The organism is Aureivirga marina, assembly GCF_015767265.1.
GTDB lineage: Bacteria > Bacteroidota > Bacteroidia > Flavobacteriales > Flavobacteriaceae > Aureivirga > Aureivirga marina.
Genome location: NZ_JADPIB010000007.1, coordinates 99,992 through 121,326, shown reverse-complemented (window position 1 = coordinate 121,326; position 21,335 = coordinate 99,992). Strand labels below are relative to the sequence as shown.

Annotated in this window: 19 protein-coding genes and 1 tRNA gene; 9 read left to right on the top strand and 11 right to left on the bottom strand. The window is 29.6% G+C overall.

The genetic code is table 11. From position 1 onward, the window contains the following. The first annotated feature begins 20 nt into the window (after window positions 1-20). The 3 genes from gldB (at window position 21) to I1A51_RS14485 (ending at window position 4,859) form a co-directional block, all read left to right on the top strand. Window positions 21-992 carry a gliding motility lipoprotein GldB gene (gldB, locus tag I1A51_RS14495; RefSeq protein WP_196895137.1) on the top strand — a complete coding sequence of 324 codons (972 nt, stop codon included), beginning with the start codon at window positions 21-23 and terminating at the stop codon, window positions 990-992. Continuing rightward, window positions 992-1,330 carry a gliding motility protein GldC gene (gldC, locus tag I1A51_RS14490; RefSeq protein WP_196895135.1) on the top strand — a complete coding sequence of 113 codons (339 nt, stop codon included), beginning with the start codon at window positions 992-994 and terminating at the stop codon, window positions 1,328-1,330. The genes gldB and gldC overlap by 1 nt, the downstream gene beginning before the upstream one ends. A gap of 142 nt (window positions 1,331-1,472) precedes the next feature. Then, a complete protein-coding gene (locus I1A51_RS14485) occupies window positions 1,473-4,859 on the top strand; it encodes a hypothetical protein (protein ID WP_231374048.1) in 3,387 nt (1,128 codons plus the stop codon). A gap of 59 nt (window positions 4,860-4,918) precedes the next feature. On the opposite strand, the gene I1A51_RS14480 is transcribed toward I1A51_RS14485, so the two are convergent. The 5 genes from I1A51_RS14480 to I1A51_RS14460 form a co-directional block, all read right to left on the bottom strand. Further along, complete coding sequence (locus I1A51_RS14480; RefSeq protein ID WP_196895133.1) at window positions 4,919-7,582, bottom strand: choice-of-anchor I family protein; 2,664 nt, start codon at window positions 7,580-7,582, stop codon at window positions 4,919-4,921. Between the two features lie 201 nt (window positions 7,583-7,783). Further along, a complete protein-coding gene (locus I1A51_RS14475) occupies window positions 7,784-9,538 on the bottom strand; it encodes a DUF5689 domain-containing protein (protein ID WP_196895131.1) in 1,755 nt (584 codons plus the stop codon). A 227-nt stretch (window positions 9,539-9,765) separates the two neighbouring features. Continuing rightward, window positions 9,766-9,838: transfer RNA gene (locus I1A51_RS14470), tRNA-Phe, on the bottom strand. A 139-nt stretch (window positions 9,839-9,977) separates the two neighbouring features. Continuing rightward, a complete protein-coding gene (locus I1A51_RS14465; RefSeq protein WP_196895129.1) occupies window positions 9,978-10,682 on the bottom strand; it encodes a peptidylprolyl isomerase in 705 nt (234 codons plus the stop codon). 11 nt (window positions 10,683-10,693) lie between these two features. Further along, a complete protein-coding gene (locus I1A51_RS14460) occupies window positions 10,694-10,882 on the bottom strand; it encodes a hypothetical protein (protein ID WP_196895127.1) in 189 nt (62 codons plus the stop codon). A gap of 61 nt (window positions 10,883-10,943) precedes the next feature. On the opposite strand from I1A51_RS14460, the gene I1A51_RS14455 reads away from it, so the two are divergent. The 3 genes from I1A51_RS14455 to I1A51_RS14445 all read left to right on the top strand — a co-directional run bounded on the left by I1A51_RS14455 (window position 10,944) and on the right by I1A51_RS14445 (window position 12,384). Then, entirely contained in the window at window positions 10,944-11,330 is a 387-nt protein-coding gene (locus tag I1A51_RS14455) for a pyrophosphohydrolase domain-containing protein (protein WP_196895125.1), read from the top strand. A gap of 74 nt (window positions 11,331-11,404) precedes the next feature. Continuing rightward, complete coding sequence (locus I1A51_RS14450) at window positions 11,405-11,707, top strand: hypothetical protein (protein ID WP_196895123.1); 303 nt, start codon at window positions 11,405-11,407, stop codon at window positions 11,705-11,707. 212 nt (window positions 11,708-11,919) lie between these two features. Next, the gene (locus tag I1A51_RS14445) at window positions 11,920-12,384 is read left to right on the top strand and encodes a hypothetical protein (RefSeq protein WP_196895121.1); all 465 of its coding nucleotides are present in this window, start codon (window positions 11,920-11,922) and stop codon (window positions 12,382-12,384) included. Window positions 12,385-12,458: 74 nt separating this feature from the next. Here I1A51_RS14445 and nqrF read toward each other — a convergent pair whose 3' ends face one another. The 6 genes from nqrF to I1A51_RS14415 are packed head-to-tail and all read right to left on the bottom strand — an operon-like array spanning window position 12,459 to window position 18,310. Then, window positions 12,459-13,748, bottom strand: a complete 1,290-nt coding sequence (gene nqrF, locus I1A51_RS14440) for an NADH:ubiquinone reductase (Na(+)-transporting) subunit F (protein ID WP_196895119.1) — start codon at window positions 13,746-13,748, stop codon at window positions 12,459-12,461. A 15-nt stretch (window positions 13,749-13,763) separates the two neighbouring features. After that, window positions 13,764-14,378, bottom strand: a complete 615-nt coding sequence (gene nqrE, locus I1A51_RS14435; protein WP_196895117.1) for an NADH:ubiquinone reductase (Na(+)-transporting) subunit E — start codon at window positions 14,376-14,378, stop codon at window positions 13,764-13,766. A 34-nt stretch (window positions 14,379-14,412) separates the two neighbouring features. Then, on the bottom strand, window positions 14,413-15,084 hold the full coding sequence (locus I1A51_RS14430) for an NADH:ubiquinone reductase (Na(+)-transporting) subunit D (protein ID WP_196895115.1): 672 nt from the start codon (window positions 15,082-15,084) through the stop codon (window positions 14,413-14,415). A 2-nt stretch (window positions 15,085-15,086) separates the two neighbouring features. Continuing rightward, window positions 15,087-15,800 (bottom strand): NADH:ubiquinone reductase (Na(+)-transporting) subunit C, encoded by a 714-nt coding sequence (gene nqrC / locus I1A51_RS14425; RefSeq protein WP_196895113.1) that lies wholly within the window; start codon window positions 15,798-15,800, stop codon window positions 15,087-15,089. 3 nt (window positions 15,801-15,803) lie between these two features. Next, window positions 15,804-16,961 (bottom strand): NADH:ubiquinone reductase (Na(+)-transporting) subunit B, encoded by a 1,158-nt coding sequence (locus tag I1A51_RS14420; RefSeq protein ID WP_196895112.1) that lies wholly within the window; start codon window positions 16,959-16,961, stop codon window positions 15,804-15,806. Then, window positions 16,961-18,310: a Na(+)-translocating NADH-quinone reductase subunit A gene (locus I1A51_RS14415; RefSeq protein ID WP_196895110.1), complete on the bottom strand. Its 1,350-nt coding sequence runs from the start codon at window positions 18,308-18,310 to the stop codon at window positions 16,961-16,963. Before I1A51_RS14415 ends, I1A51_RS14420 begins: the two co-directional genes overlap by 1 nt. Before the next feature lie 222 nt (window positions 18,311-18,532). Here I1A51_RS14415 and I1A51_RS14410 point away from each other — a divergent pair, with 222 nt between their 5' ends. From I1A51_RS14410 to I1A51_RS14400, 3 genes are read left to right on the top strand one after another with little or no spacing between them, the layout of a single operon-like run. Further along, on the top strand, window positions 18,533-19,792 hold the full coding sequence (locus I1A51_RS14410) for a type IX secretion system plug protein (RefSeq protein ID WP_196895108.1): 1,260 nt from the start codon (window positions 18,533-18,535) through the stop codon (window positions 19,790-19,792). Window positions 19,793-19,842: 50 nt separating this feature from the next. Then, window positions 19,843-20,229: a Co2+/Mg2+ efflux protein ApaG gene (apaG, locus tag I1A51_RS14405; RefSeq protein WP_196895106.1), complete on the top strand. Its 387-nt coding sequence runs from the start codon at window positions 19,843-19,845 to the stop codon at window positions 20,227-20,229. 4 nt (window positions 20,230-20,233) lie between these two features. Continuing rightward, window positions 20,234-21,286: a DUF3667 domain-containing protein gene (locus tag I1A51_RS14400; protein ID WP_196895104.1), complete on the top strand. Its 1,053-nt coding sequence runs from the start codon at window positions 20,234-20,236 to the stop codon at window positions 21,284-21,286. Window positions 21,287-21,335 lie beyond the last annotated feature (49 nt).

Below are 21,335 nucleotides of genomic sequence, written 5' to 3'. Positions count from 1 at the left end.
CGGTAAATATATAAAATATAATGAGAATAAAATTTGTAGCCTTCACCCTATTGTTAGCACTTTTTGCTTGTGGAGAAAAACAGAAAAATCAAGTCGATGTATCAAACATTGCTATGGATACAGAAATTGTACGTTTTGAAAAGAAAATGTACGGAAAAAGTGATATCCCAGATCAAGAAAGATTAGAAAAATTAAAAGCAGAATTTCCAATTTTCTTTGATCACAGAGTTCCAGATTCTATTTATATAAATAAGATGAATTCGGAACAAAATAAAAGTTTATTTAAAGAAGTAGATTCTGTTTTTCCAAATATTGAAAAGCAAGAAAAAGAAATTAATGAACTTTTTAAACATGTAAAATATTATTATCCAAAATTTAAAGCACCAAAAGTAATTACAACTTTTTCGGAATTTGATTACACTTCTAATGTAATTTATGCTGATAGTCTTTTATTTATTTCTTTAGACATTTATTTAGGAAAAGAAAGTCCAGTTTATGAAGGTGTTCCAAGCTATATTGTAGAAAATTTTGAAGCTTCTCAAATCCCAGTTGATGTTGCAAAAGAATTTGCCTTACGCTTAAATCCAATGCGAAAAAACAGAACTTTTATTGAGAAATTAGTTTCAAAAGGTAAAATGATGTATGCAGTAGAATTATTTGCTCCATTCAAAACAGATGCTCAAAAGATTGGATATTCACAAGAAAAATTAGATTGGGCAGAAGCAAATGAAGCTTCAATTTGGAAATATTTCATTGAAAATAAATTATTGTATAGCACAGATTTCGAACTTGCAAATCGCTTTATAAATGAAGCTCCTTTTTCAAAATTTTATTTAGAAACAGATGGAGATTCTCCAGGTAGAATTGGAGAATGGGTAGGATGGCAAATTGTTCGTTCGTATATGAAAAATAATGATGTAACTTTGCAGCAATTATTTTTAACAAACGAAGAAGAAATTTTTAAAAAATCGAAATATAAACCTAAGAAATAATGGGAGTTATACATAAATCAGATATTAAATTCACTGTTGGATTAGACGAAAATAAAATTCCAGAAGAAATCAATTGGACAGCCGAAGATGGAGGAATTAAAGATGCAGAATCAAAAGCTTTAATGATTTCAGTTTGGGATCATAAAGCAAAAGATACTTTACGTATGGATCTTTGGACAAAAGATATGCCTGTTGATGAAATGAAACAGTTTTTTCACCAAACTTTAGTTTCTATGGCAAATACTTTTCAAAGAGCAACAGATGATCAAAAAATGAGCGATACAATGCGCGATTTCTGTGATTATTTTGCAGAAAAATTAGAATTGAAAAAACAATAATTTTAGAAAATTCGAATTTCAATTATAAAAGCACAATCCTTTAATTTATGTTTTGATGTAAAAATCGAGCTAAATTAAAGGGTTTTTCATTTCAATTCGTTAAAAAATAAACTAAAAATCACAACTCTTCGTTATTGCATCGATGAAGTATTTCTTTTACATAATTTTCCTATTTTTTTGCCAAATTACTTTTGCACAAATTGATACTTTACAACATTATTCTACCAAACATATTTCTTTACAAAAAAAAGAGATTAAAGTAGATTCTGTGAGTATTAATCCTGTGTATTTTGAAGTATTTAATGCAAAAAATCAAAAAATTGATACTTCTGCTTATAACATCGATTTTCAAACTGCAACTTTAACTTTCAAAACTGATTCTATTCCAAAAAATATTAAAGTTGTCTACAAAAAATATCCTTCTTTTCTTACTAGAAAATATGCAAAGTTTGATAAGAAATATATTACAAATTCAAGCTTTCAAGAAACTCAACGCTATGTTTTAAAACCTCGAAAATTAAAAAGTACTTTTAAACCATTTGACGGATTAAATACGAATGGAAGTATTTCACGAGGAATTACGGTAGGAAATAATCAAGATGCTGTTGTAAATTCAAATTTAGATTTACAAATTTCAGGAAAATTATCTGAGAAATTGACACTTCGCGCATCTATTTCTGATAGTAATATTCCTTTACAAGAAAATGGATACACGCAACAAGTAAATGAATTTGATCGTGTGTTTATTGAACTTTTCACAGATAATTGGAAAATAAAAGCTGGTGATGTTGATTTGCAAAATAGAGAAAGTAAATTTTTAAATTTTTCTAAAAAAGTTTCTGGAATTTCTGTAGATGGAATTATTAATGGTAAAAGAAGTGAAACAGATTTTATGGTTTCTGGTGCAGTTGTGAAAGGACAATTTACTTCCTATAAATTTGATGGAATTGAAGGAAATCAAGGTCCGTATAAACTTGCTGGGAATTTTAATGAAACGAACTTAATCATTGTAGCTGGAAGTGAAAAAATTTATGTAAATGGTCGTTTACTAAAGCGAGGAGAAAATAATGATTATGTCATTGATTATAATACAGCAGAACTTACTTTTACAGCAACATATCCGATAACTTCTTCAATGCGAATTACTGCGGAATATCAATATTCAGACAGAAATTATACTCGATTTGTAACTTATAATAAAGTTGGTCATAAACGAAAAGATTTTTCAATTCAAACATATTTTTATCACGAAGCAGATGCAAAAAATCAACCTTTACAGCAAAATTTAACAGAAGAACAAAAAGAAATTTTAGCTAATGCAGGAAATAATACTTCAGAAGTTTTTGCTCCTTCTGCGGTTCCTGAAGCTTTTTCTGAAAATAAAATTCTTTATAAAAAAGTATTAGCTGGTTCTGAAGAAATTTTCGAATTTTCAGACAATCCAGAAGATGAATTATTTCGAGTTACATTTACTTATATAGGAAACAATCAAGGGAGTTATGCAATAGAATCTACAATTGGAATTGGTAAAATTTATGAATATGTAGGCGAAAATCAAGGAGATTATTTACCTGTGGTTCGTTTAATTGCTCCAACTAAACTGCAAATTGTTGGTGTTCAAAGTGCAATTAACCCTACAGAAAAAACAGCTATTCAAACAGAATTAACTTTTAGCAATAATGATCAAAATTTGTTTTCTGATTTAGATAAGAATTTGGATCAGGGTTATGCTGGAGATTTTAATATTAAACAAACTATTTTTTCAAAGAAATATAAATTAGATGTAATTGGAAAATTCCTACATATTTCGGAAAATTTTAAAACTATAGAACGTTTTCAAAGTGTAGAATTTAATCGTGATTGGAACATTCCTTTAATTCAAGGAAAACAGCAAATGATTACAGGAGTTTTAGATTTTTATAATGAAAAAAATAAATTACAATTTACTTCTGAATTTTTAAATTTTGGAACAGATTATAAAGGAAATAAACAATCGATTCTTGGAATTATCAATACAAAACAATGGAAATTATTTTCTAATGGAAGTTATTTAACTACTGATAATACAACGATAGAAAGTAATTTTTTACGCTTTTATAGCAACTCTACATTTGATTTAAAAAAGAAATGGATTGGTGCGAAATTCAGCACAGAAAATAATGAAGAAACAGAAAAACAAACAAAACAATTGACGAATTTGAGTCAAAAGTTTGTAGAATATGAAGCTTCGTTTGGAATTGGTGATTCGCTGAATGTTTTTTCTGAAATTGGTTATAGAAATCGAATGACGGATAGTTTGCATTTACAGAAATTAGAAAGAGTTCAAAATGGAGAAACTTATTTCTTAAAGTCGCAATTAATTAATTCTAAAACTTCTAATTTGAAACTTTTTGTGAATTATCGAAAAGTAAACAATGTTTTTATAGAAAATGAGCAATCTTTAAATTCAAGAATTAGTTATCGACAAGTTTTTTGGAAGCAATTAGTGACAACAAATACAATTTATGAAACACTTTCTGGAACTTTACCTGAGCAAGAATTTACTTATGTAGAAGTGGAAGCTGGGCAAGGTTTTTATACTTGGATTGATTATAATGGAAATGGAATTAAAGAATTAAATGAGTTTGAAGTTGCACAATTTCCAGATCAAGCGACTTATTTACGTGTGAATCTTCCATCTTTAAAATATTTAAAAACAAATCAAGTAAAATTTAGTCAATCTTTACAATTAAATTTTAGTCGATGGCGACAAAAATCGGGAATTCGAAAGTTGTTATCACATTTTCATAATCAATCATTTATTTTAATTGATAACAAAAGAGAAAGAGAAGGTGAGCAATTTCATTTCAATCCGTTTGCAATTGATGAAGAAGATTTACTTGGTTTAAATTTCAGTTTTAGAAATAGTTTATTTTTCCATCGTGGACAAAGAAATTATTCTACAACCTATAATTTCACAAAGTCAGAAAACAAAATATTTCTTTCTATAGATGATGTTCAAAATACAATTACGCAACATCAAATTCAATTTCAACACGCATTGACGAAGTTTTGGGTTTTAGATATTTTGGGAACATTATCAGAAAATGAAAATCATTCAAGAAATTTTGCAAACAGAGATTATTTGATTAAAACAGAAAATATTAAACCTACAATTTCTTATGTTTTAAATCGAAATTCGCATTTAGATTTTTCATATGAATTTCAAGACAAACAAAATCAAATTGGCGAGCAAGAACAATTAGAACAACAAAATTTAGGATTTTCTTTTGCATTTTCGAAAGCGACAAAATATACAGTGACAGGAAACTTTAATTATATTTTAAATGCTTATGATGGAAATAATAATACACCTGTTGCTTATCAAATTTTAGAAGGGTTACAACCAGGAAAAAACTTTACTTGGGGAGCGATAATTCAGAAAAAACTGACAAGTTATTTAGATTTAAATATAAATTATTTAGGAAGAAAAAGTGAAGAAAACAAAGCTATTCATACAGGAACTGTACAATTAAGAGCTAATTTTTAAAAATAAAAAAGCGAGAAAAATTCCTCGCTTTCTTACTATTATGGGAAATATTAAATTGATTAATTCACAATTAATTTTGTATTATTTCCTTTTTCGAATTTTACAATATAAGTTCCTTTTGTCAGAGAAGAAATTTTAATTTTTGAAGCATTTTTTCCTTCTAAAACTTTTCTACCTAAAGTATCAAATACTTCAAAATTTGCTGGTTTACTTAAAAATACTACAGAATTTGATGGATTTGGATAAAGATTAATTTCAGAGGTTTTTGTATAATCTTCTACATGAATAGTTGGATCTACATTTTCCAAAGAATAAACTGAAATGGACGCACTTACTTCATTTGCGACAACAATTAATCCTTTTTCTAAGGAATTATCATTTGGAGCGATATAAATTAATCCTTCTGGACCTAAATCATCATTTTCCACATCGTCAAAAGTTCTATTATTCACATAAACTTCAAATATAGGAGCAGTTGGGTTTGTAATGTCAAAAACCATAATTCCTCCTATTCTTTCCAATCCAACAAAAGCATAAAATTTATCATTAATTTCTTGTACAATCACACCTTCTGGCTCTGGTCCTTTATCATCCGAACGATTTTTAAAACTATCGCTACTATTACTTGTGTTGAACATTTCGCTATACATCGGATTTTCTTTGATAATTCTTTCCATTAAATCTGCACTATCATAAACCAATTCTCCAGTTTGTGCATTAAAAATAGAAAACGAGCGAGCTCCATAAGAATATAATTCATCAAAATCACCATCGTTATCAGTATCTCCAAGAGCAGTTGTAATTTTTAGTCTTCCTAAGTTTCTTTTTTCTTGAATAAAATCAGCATTTGGAAAAGCAGTCTCATCAAGTTCTAAATCTTTTACTCTTTCTTCTTCGCTAAATCCATCATAATCTCTTCCATCACCTTCATTTGCAGTAACAATGTATTTCACACCATCTTTTTCAAAATTTGCAATTCCATCTGGTTGGAACATTCCTTTTACATTCCAAGTACTCATAAAGATAAAATCCGTGTCATTTGAAGTATCAAAAGCATTTTTTTCTAAAGAATGATCTTTAAAACCAAAAGACTTAATATCTGTGATTGTATTTGAAATTAAATCAATTGTAGCATATGCATTATTTTCTTGTAAAACTACCCAAGCTGTAGAAGAATCTTCTGAAATAGTAATATATTCAGGTTCTAAATCTTGCGAAACAGAAGCATTTAGTCCAAAAATACGAATGTTAGCATTTTTTAAATTTTCCAATTCTGAATCGTAAGCGTTGAAATCTAAATTTGTCACATTAGAAGCAGAAATTTCAGCAATATTATCAGGAATTGAAATAATAGAAATACTTCCTTCAGGATCTATTGTATAATCATCATTTGGCTCTCCTTCATTTGCAACTAAAATAGAATTTCCATTTGGTGTAAAAGTTAGCATATCAGGTAAAACTCCAACTTCAACATTTGCTAAAATATCTCCAGAAGTATTTAAAAATACAACTTTTCCATTTGAAAAATCAGCACTTTTTATAGAAACAGCAACTAATTCTTCAAAAATTGTAACGCTAGTTACAGAAGAACCATATGGACTTAAATCAATAGAATCTTCTAAAGAAATTGATGAAACATCTGAAAAATCAAGAATTTGAAGCGTATTTTCTTCACTGTTTGTAACAAATAATTTTTGAGAAACAGGATCATGTGTTAAAATTTCTGCACCACCTAAATCAGAAAAACTTGTTTCATAAATCATTCCTAAAGAATTTGGAGCATCACCATCTAAATGCAATTCATCATCAGAAACATAAATTGTAGTAAATTCTTCTTCACCTAAATCTAAATTTGAAAAATTAGACAATTGAAGAGCGATAAAATAATCTTTATTTATTTCTGTATTTTGAGGAATTTCAACAGAAAACTCTTTTGAAGTTTCATCTTCTTCAAAAGTTATTGTTTGTGTAGAAAAAGTGAAATTTTCATTATTTGATAGGAACAAAGTCACGTCAACTGTAGCTTGAGAAGTTGTAGCCTCATCTAAAGTTAAGTTTATAAGAATAGATGATTCTGATTCAGAAACTGTATATATTTCTTCTTCAAAACTTACAACTGCATTTTGTTCTTCATTAATAATTGTAAAAGTACCTAAAGCAAAATGTGAACTCAAAGCTCCACCATCATTACAAGTTCCTTTTCCTAAAAAAAAACCTTGATTACCAAATGTCCAGTTTGCAACATTAAAATTTCCATTATTTGCTACAACATTGTCATTTCTTTTATAATAAGTATCTACATGTTCCCAAGAAGTGTCACTTCCATCAACACCATCTTCACCAAATCTATCAATTATAATTCCTTCAGGATTTACAATTTGAAAAGCATCATCTCCATTACTAGAAATTGTTCCACTTTCTAAAACATTCGTTGTAATTGCATATTCTGTTTCAAAAGTTTCAGCTCCGTTTGTGATATAAATAAAAGAATCCGTAATTGTTCCTAAACTAGATAAATTAATATTTGTAGTGAAACCATTTCCATTTGCTTGACGTTGAACGTTCCAATCAGTTAAATCAACTGTACCATTTACATAGATTTCCAGAACTCTTCCAGAAGCTCCAGAACATGGAGAATCTACATAACTAGTGATAACAGGAGTTTGCGCAAATGTTATCATACTTAATAGAAATGCAAGTAAAAATGAGTAGTTTTTGTTCATAAAATTTCTTTTAGTAATTGTTAAATTATTGCATTCAATATTACTTTAGAAAATTAAAAATATGAACATCAAATCATTATATTAATTTTAATACAATGTAAAAAATGTCTTTTTTAAGTTATCAAAACATTTTGTAAAATTGGAAAAATAAAAAAGGGCTACATTTTTCAATGTAACCCTTAAATATATTATTTAGTAAAATTACTTTACGATTAATTTTGCGTTTGTTCCTTCTAATCTTACAACATAAGATCCTTTAGTTAAAGTAGAAACATTGATTGTATTAGCTTTCTCACCTTCTAATACTTTTCTTCCTAACATATCATAAACTTCGTAAGAAGAAGCTTTAGATAAATTTACAACTCCACTTGAAGTTGGATTAGGATACATAGAAATTGCATTGTTTAATTCGAATTCGTTTACATTTAATGCATCAACGATATCAGCAGCATTTCTTGGAGAAATTTGGTAAGTTCCATTATACTCTCCAGCAACTCCTGTAATGTTTTTAGCATCTTGAGGAAGAACTTGACCGATATAATCAACATCATAGAATCCAGTTCTTAACACAGCTGTATTAGCTCCATCAGTGATATCATAATTTGTTCCATTAGCATAAACAGCAGTTCCATCAGCTTCTGTGAAAGTAACATTTGTTAATTCTACTAATTCAGACTCATAGTTTTCACCATTTGTATTAAATTCTTCAACAGTAATAGTTTGGATTGCAACTTCATTTCCGTTAGAAACTACAGATCCTGCATCTTCTGTTGGAACTAACTGTAATAATCCATTGAATTCTTTTACCTGTCCTTTGAATCCAGTAACAATATCTCCAACAGTCATATCTGTTGTGATAATTCCATCATTATCATAAATTAAAATTCCAGAAACAGTATCTTCTTTATCTTGGATCCATTTTCTGTTTTTATAACTATCAGTTTGAGAGATGATAACTTCACCAGTAATTTCATAGAATCCATCTAATCCATTTGCTGCAACGTGCTCTCTTAATTCAGTAATAGAAGCAACTTGATTTTCCGCTTTAATTGAGAAATTTAATTCTACTAAAACAGGGTTTGCTAAATCATTTCCATCATTATCAACTAATTTGATTTTTAAAGTATAATCTCCTAAAGTTAATCCTGATAACATAATGTTTGATTCATTAAACTTATTATTTGAAGTTGAAAAATCATCCATTGACCAAATAATATAACCATCTCCGTCAGCAGCAGTTTCATCTGAAGATAAATTGAAGTTTCCTAAATTAAATTCAACTTCTAATTCTGTTATCTCTGGTCCGAAAGTAGCATTATTCGAAGGATTTGCTATAGATAAAGTTGGATTTAAAACAACTTCACCTCCTGTATAAGTTCCAAATTGGAAAGTAGTATTTAATGCTGTAGCACTATTACATAAACCTAAATCATCGAAAGCATCAACCTCTCCAATAGTCCAATTATTTATATCAAAAGAACCTCCATTTGCAGCAGTTCCTGCATTTCTTTTAGCGTATGTATCTTGGTATTCCCAAGCTGTTCCTGTTCCATCAACACCGTCTTCACCAAATCTATCGATTACTAATCCTGCATTGTCAACAATTTGAAAACGGTCATCACCATTCATGTTGATTCCACCATCAACTAAAACACCTGTATTAATTCCAAATTCAGCTTCTAAAATATCTGCATCATTTGTTAAATAAACATATTCATCTGTTTTAGATCCTAATGAACTTAAATCAATATCATATTGGAAATCGTCTGTGTTTGCATTTGTTTGTTTTTGAAATTTCCAGTTTGTAAAATCAACTGTACCTTCTACATACAATTCAACAGTTTTTCCGTTACCGTTTGGACAAGGTGAATCTACTACACCTGTGATTAATGCTGACTGAGCATAAGATGCTACTGATAAAACTGAAGCAGCTAAAAATGCGTAATTTTTTTTCATAAAAATATCCTTTGTAATTTAATTTTTGGCTCCAAATGTAACGCAAGTTAAACCTATTAACAAAAATTTTAATGTTAAGTTAAAATTAAGTTTTGAAAAAATGATTTAAGTCACATTTTCGTTATTTAAATAACAAATTATCAGTACTTAAAATGGTAAAAATGAAATTAAGGAAAGTAAGTTTAAAGCAAAAAAAATCCCAAATCTAAAAGACTTGGGATTTTAAGTGGTACCTCCAGGAATCGAACCAGGGACACACGGATTTTCAGTCCGTTGCTCTACCAACTGAGCTAAGGTACCATACCTTTGTTGCGGTTAAGCGGTTGCAAATATATATAAAGTTTCCAAACTGAAAAACTTTTTTGAAAGTTTTTTAAAGCTTTTTTTAGCAAAAAATCATAACATTCTATTTTTCAATAAAATAAATTTAAAACTTTTTTTACTCTAAAATTTCAATTTTCATATGAACATCCACAAATGGCCATTCTTCGCGATCTACTTTTACTTTTGAAATCTTTTCAATAACATCAAAGCCTTTTGTCACTTGACCAAAAACAGTATGTTCACCATCTAAATGATGTTCACCTTTTGGGCTTAAAACAATATAAAATTCAAAAGGTGTTGAAAGTTTTTTAGGATTATTATTCCAGCTTCTTGCCGCAGCTAATGCTCCTTGTTTATGTTTTCTATTTTTTCGAAACTCAGGAAGAATTCTGTATTGTTGGAATTTCTTACGCATTTCGGCAGTTCTTTTATTATCAGAATCTCCTCCTTGAATAATAAATTCCTCTACAACTCTATGAAAAGATGTTGTATCAAAATAGCCTTCTTTAACTAAAAAAATAAAACTTGCTCTATGAATTGGCGTATCTTCAAACAATGTAACGTCTATATCTCCTAGCCTTGTTTTAATTCGCAATTTTGTTTCCGGATTATCTTTTCCATATTGTTCTAAAAACTCATAAGAAATTTCAAGCGATTCTTTTTTTATGATTTCCTCTTGAATTTTCTTTTTTTCTTGTTTTTGAATTTCTGTTTTATGAATATTTTCTTTTACTTTTTCTTGATTTGTGTTTTCACCACAAGAAATGAAAATCAAAAATAAACTGATAAAAACGATTTTATGGAAATGATTCTTTTTCATTTTATTTTTTTTTAATGCATTGAAAATACGATAGCTGCAAAAATTAAAATAGACAAAACAATCACTATTCCAACTATTGTAGCCGTGTTTTTATATTGTAATTTATGAATTTTCAAGTCTTTTCTATAACTATAAATTAGAGCAGCTGCAAAAACAACTACAAAAAATACTGCAAATGCTATTTGACCTTTTGTAAACATTTATCTTTCTTTAAATTTGATTTTGCAAAAATAAGGAAAAACAAAACTTAAATCCGAATAAATGAAAAAACAACTAGACGCTGTAAAAGATTTTCATGATGCTTTTGGGCAAGATGTGAATATAAATCCAACAACAACACTTTCTAAGGAAATTATTGAACTTCGTTATAAATTGATGGCAGAAGAGAATGAAGAATATTTAGAAGCCGCTAGAAATAATGATTTAGTAGAAGTTGCTGATGCGCTTGGAGATATGCTTTATATTCTTTGTGGAACGATGTTAACGCATGGAATGCAGCATAAAATTGAAGAAGTTTTTGATGAAATTCAAAGAAGTAACATGAGTAAATTAGGAGAAGATGGAAAACCAATTTATCGAGAAGATGGAAAAGTTTTAAAAGGTCCTAATTATTTTAAACCAAATATTAAAGAAATTATTGAAAACTAATCTAATAAAAATCCTTTCAGTTAAAATGAGGGGATTTTTTATTTATATTAGAAACCATTTAAAAAATATATTCTATGAAAAATAAAATTGCTGTGATAATAACTATTATTACTTTATCAAGTTGTAAAAGTAATTTACAATTAATTGAAACAGATATTGCTTCAAATCTAACTTCTGATGAAACTCAAGCTATAATTCAAAGTCAAAAATATAAGGAAAGAATTATGGTACTTCACAATGGAGAATTAAAAAGTTATTTGGAGTATGACAAATTAGGTTTAAAGCAACCTAAAGAAATGAGAAAGATTTCAGGTAAGGAAGAAATTGCAAAATATAATGTTACAAATTGCAACCTTTTATTAATTATTAATGATTAATTTCTTTTAAACCTTATTATATTATATATTTCTATTTATTTTTAATCATAATTAGAATCAAATTTAATTTTAATCACTGTTTTCAGGTATAATTATAATATTTTTTAATTAAAACGTTTTTTTTGGTTAAATTTTATCTATATTGCTTTCATATAGCTATGAAACAATTAAAAAATTGTACAATTTAATTTTAATCTTAAAAAATTTTTATTATGAAAAAAGTATTTTTATTACTTGCTATTTTATTTAGCGTAAACAGTTTATTTTCACAGACTTTTAATAATCCTCCAAATTCAACTCCTGGTCTTATAGATCTTGAAACAAGTCTTTGTTTTCCTGGATCTAATTTTAGAGCTATTATAAACCCTTATTTATGTGGAGATTGTGGTGGTAAAATTGAAGTAGAAACAAATTTTGGAACAAATGAATGTGAAAAATATAGTTATCAATATGTATTTACATTATCAGATGGAACGAAAAAAATTGAAAAAAGTTTCTTTAACCTTAGTGGAGTTGATTATCTAACTTTACATGATGGAAGTATTTATGATTTCAATCTTCCTTTAAAGGTTAGATTAACTGTTTGGAGATATGACAATAGTGAAGAAATTTCTTTTCCTTCATTACAAGCACAAAAAGAAATTTATATCAACAGTATTGCACAATGGTATGAATAATTAATAATTCTTTCTTATAAAAAAATCTCGACCAGATTTGGTCGAGATTTTTTTTATATAAGATTGTAAATTTCTTATCCTCCGAAGTCATCAAAACGTACGTTTTCTGGTGGTACACCAAAATCATCACACATTTTCACAACTGCATTATTCATCATAGGAGGTCCACAGAAATAGAATTCAATATCTTCTGGAGCATCATGCTTCGTTAAATATTGATCGATTACTGCTTGGTGAACGAATCCTACGAATCCATCTCCTTCTGTATCGTTAACATCTTTCTTCTCTTTCCAGTTATCTTCTGGTAATGGCTCAGAAAGTACTAAATAGAACTTGAAGTTAGGGAATTGTTTCTCTAATTGATAGAAGTGATCTAAATAGAATAACTCACGCTTAGAACGTCCTCCGTACCAGTAAGTAACTTTTCTTCCTGTCTTTAATGTTTTGAATAAGTGGTATAAGTGAGAACGCATTGGTGCCATTCCTGCTCCTCCACCTACATATAACATTTCGGCATCAGATTCGTTGATAAAGAACTCTCCATAAGGTCCAGAAACTGTTACAGTATCACCTGGTTTTCTAGAGAAAATATAAGATGATGCAACCCCTGGGTTAACATCCATCCATCCATTTTTGTTACGATCCCATGGCGGCGTAGCAATACGAACATTTAACATAATTCTTCTTCCTTCTGCTGGGTAAGAAGCCATTGAGTATGCACGTTCTACGTTTTCACCATTTTTCATTTTTAATGGCCATAATCCAAATTTATCCCACTCAACCTTAAATTTCTCAGGCTCTCCTGGGTGCTCTTCTGGATGTGCTGTAATATCGATATCTTTATAATCGATTTCACATTTAGGAATTTCAATCTGGATATATCCTCCAGCTTTATAATCCATGTCTTCTGGTAACTCAACGATAAATTCTTTAATAAAAGATGCTACGTTGTAGTTAGAAACAACTTTTGCTTCCCATTTCTTAATTCCAAAAATTTCTTCTGGAATAGAAATATCCATATCTCCTTTTACTTTTACCTGACAAGCAAGACGAGCTCCTTCAGCTAATTCTTTTCTAGTAAAGTGTGGAGTTTCTGTTGGAAGTGCTTCACCACCTCCAGAGTGTACGTGACACTCACACTGAATACAAGATCCACCTCCACCACAAGCTGATGGTAAAAATATTTTTTCGTTTCCTAGTGTATTTAATAGAGTTGCTCCTGAAGAAACCTCTATTTCTTTTTCACCGTTAATCTTAATTTTTACTGGTCCAGAAGGAACAAGTTTTGACTTGGCATATAATAATACCATCACCAAGACTAAGATTACTAGCAAGAATGCTACGATACTTATTACTATTGTCATTTTGTTTTATTTTTTTTATAAAGTGATACCAGAAAAACTCATAAATCCAATAGCCATAAGACCAGTGATGATAAAAGTAATTCCTAATCCTTTTAATGGTTCTGGAACATTTGAATATGTAATTTTCTCACGAATAGCAGCAATTGCAACGATTGCTAAAAACCATCCAATTCCTGATCCTAAACCAAAGCTGAATGATTCTGCAATGTTTGAGAAACTTTTTTGTTGCATGAATAATGATCCTCCTAAGATTGCACAGTTTACTGCGATAAGTGGTAAGAAAATACCTAAAGCGTTGTAAAGTGCTGGAGCGAATTTTTCAACAACCATCTCTACTAATTGTACCATTGATGCAATTACAGCGATAAACATGATGAAACTTAAGAAGCTTAAGTCGATGTTGCTATATCCTTCACCTAACCAAGATAAAGCTCCTGGTTTTAATACGTATTCGTTCAACAAGTAGTTAATTGGAACTGTAATCGATAATACGAAAATTACAGCAGCTCCCATACCTGCAGAAGTCTTAACGGTTTTAGATACCGCCAAGTATGAACACATTCCTAAGAAGTATGCGAAAATCATATTGTCTATGAAGATACTTCTCACAAAAATATTTACTAATTCCATAGTGTTGTGCTTTTAATAATTTATTGTTGACGGCTTATTTTTCAATTAACTTTCTGTTCTTATAACGTTGTACCCAAATGATGATACCTACAGTAATTAAGGCCATTGGAGATAATAACATGAATCCGTTATTTTCATATCCTAATGCATATAAACCTGTAGAATCAGCAATTGTTTTAGCTTTATGTCCAAGAACTTCCATTCCGAATAATTTTCCAGAACCTAATAACTCTCTAAAGAAAGCTACAAGAATAAGGATAAATCCATATCCAGCAGCATTTCCGATACCATCTAAGAAAGCTTTCCATGGTCCGTTTCCTAAAGCAAATGCTTCAAGACGTCCCATTACGATACAGTTTGTAATAATTAATCCTACGAATACAGATAATTCTTTACTTACATCATAAGCATAAGCTTTTAACACCTGATCTACAATAATTACTAAAGACGCAACAATTAATAATTGTACGATAATACGAATACGATTTGGAATTAAGTTACGTAATAAAGAAACGATTACGTTACTTGCACAAACCACAAACAATACTGCGATTGCCATTACTACAGCAGGTTTTAACTGAACTGTAATTGCTAACGCTGAACAAATTCCTAATACCTGAACGGTAATTGGGTTGTTATCATTTAATGGATCAGATAACAATGCTCTGTTTTTCTTTGAAAACAATGGTTCTTTTTCTTCTGCCATGATTAGTATTGTTTAAAGTATGGTAAATAATGTGCTAACCTTTCTGAAACCATTTTAGAAACACCATCAGAAGTAATTGTTCCTCCTGAGATAGCATCTACTCCGTGTTTGTCTCCAGCAGGAGCTCCACCTTTAATAGTTTTTACAGAAACGAAGTTGTTTGTCGTATAATCTCCGTTAGCCTCTTTTAAGATTTGTTTTCCGATGAACTGATCTTCGAACCATTGTTGCGTAATTTCCGCACCTAATCCAGGAGTTTCTCCTTTGTGATCGAATACAGCACCAGCTACTGTGTTTTTATCTCCTTCTAAGGCAACATATCCCCAGATATCATCCCATAATCCAGCTCCATATAAAGGAATGATGTAGAATTTCTTCCCATCTTTTTCAGCTGTATAAACTGGGTATCTTTGATCACCTGGTTTCTTTTTAATTTCTTTCTTTAAGTCGATATCAAATGCAGGAACTTCTTTATCTATACTTCCATCTTCTTTTAAAGAAATTTGTTCCTTAATATATTTATCAAATTCAGCAGGAGCTTGATCTCTGTCAACCTTTACACCGATAGTTGATAAAATATTTTGCATTTTCTCATTTCTAACGTTTGCATCTTGCATAGGTTTTAAAGCAGTTGCTAAAAAAGCTAATACAGAAGCAATCACAACAACCATGGCTATTGCGAATATAAAAGTATATGAATTACTATTTCTATCCATGATTTATGCTGCTTTTAAATTTTCTTCTAATCTTTTCTTTCTACGTTTGATGTTTCCAGCAATTACATAGTGATCAATTGTTGGAGCAAAAACGTTCATTAATAAAATAGCCATCATCATTCCTTCTGGATAAGCTCCGTTGAATACACGAATCATGATTGCTAATAAACCGATGAAGAATCCATAAATCCATTTTCCTTTTACTGTTTGTGCAGCAGAAACTGGATCTGTAGCCATGAATACAACTCCAAAAGCGAATCCTCCAACTAATAAGTGTTGCCACCAAGGGAAATCCATTAAAGCATTCACTCCAATAGCATTAAAAATTAATCCCATTACAGCTCCACCAATTGTAGCTCCTAACATTACTCTCCAACTAGCAACACCAGTGAATAATAATAAAGCAGCTCCGATAAGAATCATCAATACTGAAGTCTCACCAACAGAACCTGGAATATATCCCATGAACATGTCTAAAACTGAATATCCAGCGCTTTCACCAGCAGCTAAAGAACCTAAAATAGTTTCTCCAGTTACACCATCAACTCCTGCGTTTGTTACCCAAACTTTATCTCCTGACATAAATGGAGCATAAGAGAAGAATGCAAATGCACGAGCAACTAATGCTGGATTTAAGATATTCATTCCTGTTCCTCCAAATGCTTCTTTACCAATAATTACAGCGAAAGCAACAGAAACTGCTAACATCCATAATGGTAAATCAATTGGCATAATAAGAGGAATTAACATCCCCGATACTAAGTATCCTTCGTTAATTTCGTGTCCACGATAAATAGCGAAAGCAAACTCAATTGTTAAACCTACAACATATGATACAACTACCATTGGTAAGAACTTTAAAGCTCCATACCCTAATAATTCCATCATTCCAGGCATATTATTTGGATCTAATTGGTAATAATATTGATAACCAACATTCCACATACCAAAAATCATTGCTGGAATTAACGCAGCAACAACTGTAATCATTACACGTTTCAAATCTACACCATCACGAACATGTGCTCCTGTCTTTGTTGTGTGATTTGGAACGAAAAGAAAAGTATCAAATCCGTTGAATGCTGGACCAAGCTTTTCATATTTTCCTCCTTTGTCAAAAAGAGGTTTATATTTGTCTAGTGTTTTTCTAAAAAAATTCATTATCCAACTTCTTTAATCATTATATCTAAAGCTTCACGGATGATTTTTTGTGCTTCAATTTTAGAAGTATTTGTAAAATCAATTAAAGCAAAATCTTCTGGGGCAACTTCGTAAATACCTAAACTTTCCATTTTTTCGATATCTCCAATCATTGCAGCTTTTAATAATTGCATTGGATAAATATCAATTGGCATTACTTTTTCCATCTCTCCTGTAACTACTAAAGCACGCTCCTCACCGTTAAGGTTTGTATCTAAAACGTACTCTTTGTTTGGAGATAACCAAGAGAAAAATAATTTAGACATACTAAATTTATTATTCTTAGTAAATGGTAACCATCCCATGAAATCATAATAATTTCCTTCAGGAATTACAGAAATTAGATTGTCATAGAAACCAAAAAATCCATCTTTTCCGATAGAAGTTCCAGTTAATACATCACCACTAATTACACGAACATTATCAGAAGAAAGTTTTCCTTTTAATAATTCAGCAACATTTTCACCTTGTGTGATTTTGTGATATCTTGGCATGTCTACTTCTGAACCTGCTAAAGCAACTGTTCTTGTAGCATCATACTTACCTGTTAAAAACAGTCTTCCAATTACAACAACATCTTGTGGTGCAATTGTCCAAACACGCTCACCTTGGTTTATTGGGTTGATTTTGTGAATCTGTACCCCAACATTTCCTGCTGGATGCTTTCCTGTTACATTATGTAATGTAACTCCTTGCACATTATTAAAAAATGATGTTGAATTACCGTCAACTGATAAATGAATATTACCAGTAGTTAGTTTTGTAAGCGCATCAATTCCAACTTGAAATGCTTCTTTTTCATCTTCTAAAGCAAAAGAATTATCTGCTGCTAATGGAGCAGTATTAATTCCTGAAATGAAAATTGCCTTTGGCTCGTCAGCTGGATTTGCAACAATGTCATATGGACGTTGTTTGATAAATGGCCAGCATCCTCCCTCTAGCAAGTATTCTTTTACTTCAGCAGTTGAAAGATTTGTTGGATTTTTTGTACCAAAATCGTGGTACTCGTTTTTAGCATCTGAAACGATTTTCACCGCTAAAATCTTACGCTTAGCACCTCTTTCTACTTCCGAAATTACTCCACTTACAGGTGATAAGAATTTAATTTTGTCGTTATTTTTTGAATGAAATAACGGACTACCTGCTTTTACTGTATCACCAACTTTTACATTAAGTTTTGGAACAACTCCCTGAATGTCTGTTGGTTTAATGGCGAAGTCCTTCGAACGTGGTGCGTCTGAAATTACTTTTTCAGCCTTTCCTTTCAGCTTAATGTCTAAGCCTTTTCTGATTCGAATGTCTTGTGACATATTTATATTTGAATTAATTGTCTTTAAAAACCACGCAAATTTATACAATTTCAATTTTTTATATCAATTTTTGACCTCTTTTATAAGTATTAAAATCCTTATTTATAATTATTCTAAATAAATTTTATGAACTTATTACAAACTTATTGCATAAGATTTTAGTAATTTTACGTTTGTATTGTAGTATTATTACATGATTTCTAACTAAAAATTTAAAATTATATGCGTTCCATAAAAATTTTATGTTTTGGCTTCATCTATTTATTTTTCAATGGATTATATGCACAAGACTTATTAGATGCACCATTACCAGAAAATATTCGAACGGCAATTTTACGACCTGTAGCTACGAATCAATATACACCAATTATTAAGCTTGGTGAACGAATTAAGCTATCATTTGATGATTTAAACGCGGATAATAAAGATTATTTCTATAAAATAACACATTGTGATTTTAATTGGCAACCGACAAATATCTCTTTAACGGAATATTTGGATGGTTATTCTGAAGATCGAATTCGAAATTTTGAAATTTCTTTTAATACACTTCAAGATTACACACATTATGAAGTTACGATTCCGAATAATAATATGGTAATTTTAATTAGTGGAAATTATGTAATTACAGTAATGGATGAAGATGAAAATCCAGTTTTTGAAAAAAGATTTATTGTTTATGAACCAAGAGTAACTGTCGGTGTTACAGTTCAAAAATCTAGAGATGTTACATATATTCAAGAAAAACAAAATGTACAATTTATCATTGATCATCCGAACTTAAACATCAACAATCCTAAATTGGAAATCAAAACCATGATTCTTCAAAATGATGATTGGAATACTGCAATTACAAATTTATCACCACAATATTATAGAGGAACTCAAATGCTCTATAAATATGGAAAAGAATCTTCTTTTTGGGGAAATAATGAATTTTTATACTTTGATTCTAAAGAAATCCGTATCGGAACTGCAAATATTCATCGTTCGGAAAGAGGTTCTGAAATATATAATACGTATCTTTATGTGGACAAAGAGAGGAGATATAAACCTTACACATATTATCCGGGCATAAATGGTAATTTTGTTATCCGTACTTTGGATGGAGAAGATGCAAGTGTTGAGGCGGATTATTCTACAGTTCATTTTTATTTAGATACGGATGGAGAATTAGATCCAAACAAAAAAGTTTATGTAAGTGGTGCTTTTAATAGTTGGAAACATAATTATATAAATGAAATGACTTATAATTCTGATTCTGGTTTGTATGAATTGGATATGGAAATGAAACAAGGATTTTATAATTATCGTTATAGTGTAATTGATGCAAACGGACTGATAAACAACCATGAAATTGATGGATCTTTTTATCAAACCAATAATTTATATCGTGTAATTGTTTATTATCACCAATTCGGAAGTCGCTATACAAGAGTAATAGGAATGGGACTAACAAATTCTGAAAGATTTCAAAATTAGTTAACCTAGAAATTCCTATCTTTGAACAGAAATTGTGTTTTTATAACGATATGGTTTTTCAAGTTACAAATGGTATTAAAATCTCTGTTAAGACAGAATTTGAAAGTACAATTTATAGAAATTATAAATTGCACTATATCTTTTCGTATCGTTTAAGTATCGAAAACCAAAGTAATGACACAGTTCAACTACTACGAAGAAATTGGAAAGTTTTTGATTCTTTAAATGAAATTGAAGATATAAATGGCGAAGGAGTAATCGGAGAAAAACCAATTTTAAAACCGAAAGAAAAATTCACCTACAAATCCCATTGTATTTTGACATCTACAATAGGCGCAATGAAGGGGTATTTTGAGATGATAAATTTTACTACTACTCAAAATTTTGAAGTAAAAATCCCAACATTTCAGCTTATAGTCAAAGGCGCTATTAACTAAATTCATGAAACGAAATAGAAGATTACTTAAACTTCTCAAAGTCAAAAGAAAAGTATCTCAAGTAAATATTCCTCTTCCTAAGAAAAAAATTAAAGAGAAAAAATTAGAATTACATTGTTTAAATTGTGGACATCCACTTCGAATTGACGATAAATTTTGTGCCAATTGCGGACAAAAAAATATTGAAAGCAAATTAAAATTTAAACGATTAATCTTAGAATTTCTAGGAAGTATTATTGCATATGATGCAAAACTTTGGAAATCGCTTTATTATCTTATCACAAAACCAGGAAAAATTACAGAAGAATATGTTTCTGGAAAAAGAGCTCGTTTTGTAAATCCATATAAGTTTTATTTCAGCGTAAGTATTATCTATTTTATTCTTGTTAGTTTTCTTGAAAGTGAAAATATCAAAGCTTTAAATGAAGGTTTTTTTCATGAATTACAATCTAAAAATATAGATGTTAAAAAAGATAATGTAGCTTTTGACAGAAACGATTTAAAATATAAAAAAGACCAATTTCATGTCAGTATGTTTTATGATTATATCAAAGCACATCCTGATAAAAAAAGTCAAGAAGGTCTAAAAGAAATGGAAATGGAAGATACACGATTTAATAATTTTGTGTATCATAAAATGCAAGATGCTTATAATTTTACACATGGGAAAAATTTAGATTCCTTAGTACAAAAAGTAATGTCATACGCTTCCTTGTTTTTATTTCTATTCTTGCCATTTTTTGCTTTATATCTAAAACTCTTTTATATGAGGCGGGATAGATATTACATGGAACATCTTGTTTTTGCTTTTCATACGCAAACAATGTTGTTTCTCTCTTTAGTTCTCTTTGCTTTTATTGAAATTGTTTCAACTTGGGGAGCTGGATTTATTCCTTATGCAATTTTCTTAGTGTATCTTTTCATAGCGATGAAACGATATTATAAACAAAGTATTTTTAAAACATTAATGAAGTTTATTCTTCTAAATATTATTTATGTTTTCTTTGTAATGCTTGGGTTTATCTTACTTGGATTTATTTCTTTCTTACTATATTAAACAAAAAGCATTTCTTTAAATAATTAAAGAAATGCTTTTTTTATATTTT

What these genes read in the sequence shown, in the direction of transcription:
- I1A51_RS14445 (WP_196895121.1), top strand. Translation starts at nt 11,920, where the DNA reads ATGAAAAAAGTATTTTTATTACTTGCTATTTTATTTAGCGTAAACAGT.
- nqrE (WP_196895117.1), bottom strand. Translation starts at nt 14,378, where the DNA reads ATGGAATTAGTAAATATTTTTGTGAGAAGTATCTTCATAGACAATATG.
- nqrC (WP_196895113.1), bottom strand. Translation starts at nt 15,800, where the DNA reads ATGGATAGAAATAGTAATTCATATACTTTTATATTCGCAATAGCCATG.
- I1A51_RS14410 (WP_196895108.1), top strand. Translation starts at nt 18,533, where the DNA reads ATGCGTTCCATAAAAATTTTATGTTTTGGCTTCATCTATTTATTTTTC.
- I1A51_RS14430 (WP_196895115.1), bottom strand. Translation starts at nt 15,084, where the DNA reads ATGGCAGAAGAAAAAGAACCATTGTTTTCAAAGAAAAACAGAGCATTG.
- nqrF (WP_196895119.1), bottom strand. Translation starts at nt 13,748, where the DNA reads ATGACAATAGTAATAAGTATCGTAGCATTCTTGCTAGTAATCTTAGTC.
- I1A51_RS14420 (WP_196895112.1), bottom strand. Translation starts at nt 16,961, where the DNA reads ATGAATTTTTTTAGAAAAACACTAGACAAATATAAACCTCTTTTTGAC.
- I1A51_RS14460 (WP_196895127.1), bottom strand. Translation starts at nt 10,882, where the DNA reads ATGTTTACAAAAGGTCAAATAGCATTTGCAGTATTTTTTGTAGTTGTT.
- I1A51_RS14480 (WP_196895133.1), bottom strand. Translation starts at nt 7,582, where the DNA reads ATGAACAAAAACTACTCATTTTTACTTGCATTTCTATTAAGTATGATA.
- I1A51_RS14400 (WP_196895104.1), top strand. Translation starts at nt 20,234, where the DNA reads ATGAAACGAAATAGAAGATTACTTAAACTTCTCAAAGTCAAAAGAAAA.
- gldB (WP_196895137.1), top strand. Translation starts at nt 21, where the DNA reads ATGAGAATAAAATTTGTAGCCTTCACCCTATTGTTAGCACTTTTTGCT.
- I1A51_RS14450 (WP_196895123.1), top strand. Translation starts at nt 11,405, where the DNA reads ATGAAAAATAAAATTGCTGTGATAATAACTATTATTACTTTATCAAGT.
- gldC (WP_196895135.1), top strand. Translation starts at nt 992, where the DNA reads ATGGGAGTTATACATAAATCAGATATTAAATTCACTGTTGGATTAGAC.
- I1A51_RS14455 (WP_196895125.1), top strand. Translation starts at nt 10,944, where the DNA reads ATGAAAAAACAACTAGACGCTGTAAAAGATTTTCATGATGCTTTTGGG.
- I1A51_RS14475 (WP_196895131.1), bottom strand. Translation starts at nt 9,538, where the DNA reads ATGAAAAAAAATTACGCATTTTTAGCTGCTTCAGTTTTATCAGTAGCA.
- I1A51_RS14465 (WP_196895129.1), bottom strand. Translation starts at nt 10,682, where the DNA reads ATGAAAAAGAATCATTTCCATAAAATCGTTTTTATCAGTTTATTTTTG.
- I1A51_RS14485 (WP_231374048.1), top strand. Translation starts at nt 1,473, where the DNA reads ATGAAGTATTTCTTTTACATAATTTTCCTATTTTTTTGCCAAATTACT.
- I1A51_RS14415 (WP_196895110.1), bottom strand. Translation starts at nt 18,310, where the DNA reads ATGTCACAAGACATTCGAATCAGAAAAGGCTTAGACATTAAGCTGAAA.
- apaG (WP_196895106.1), top strand. Translation starts at nt 19,843, where the DNA reads ATGGTTTTTCAAGTTACAAATGGTATTAAAATCTCTGTTAAGACAGAA.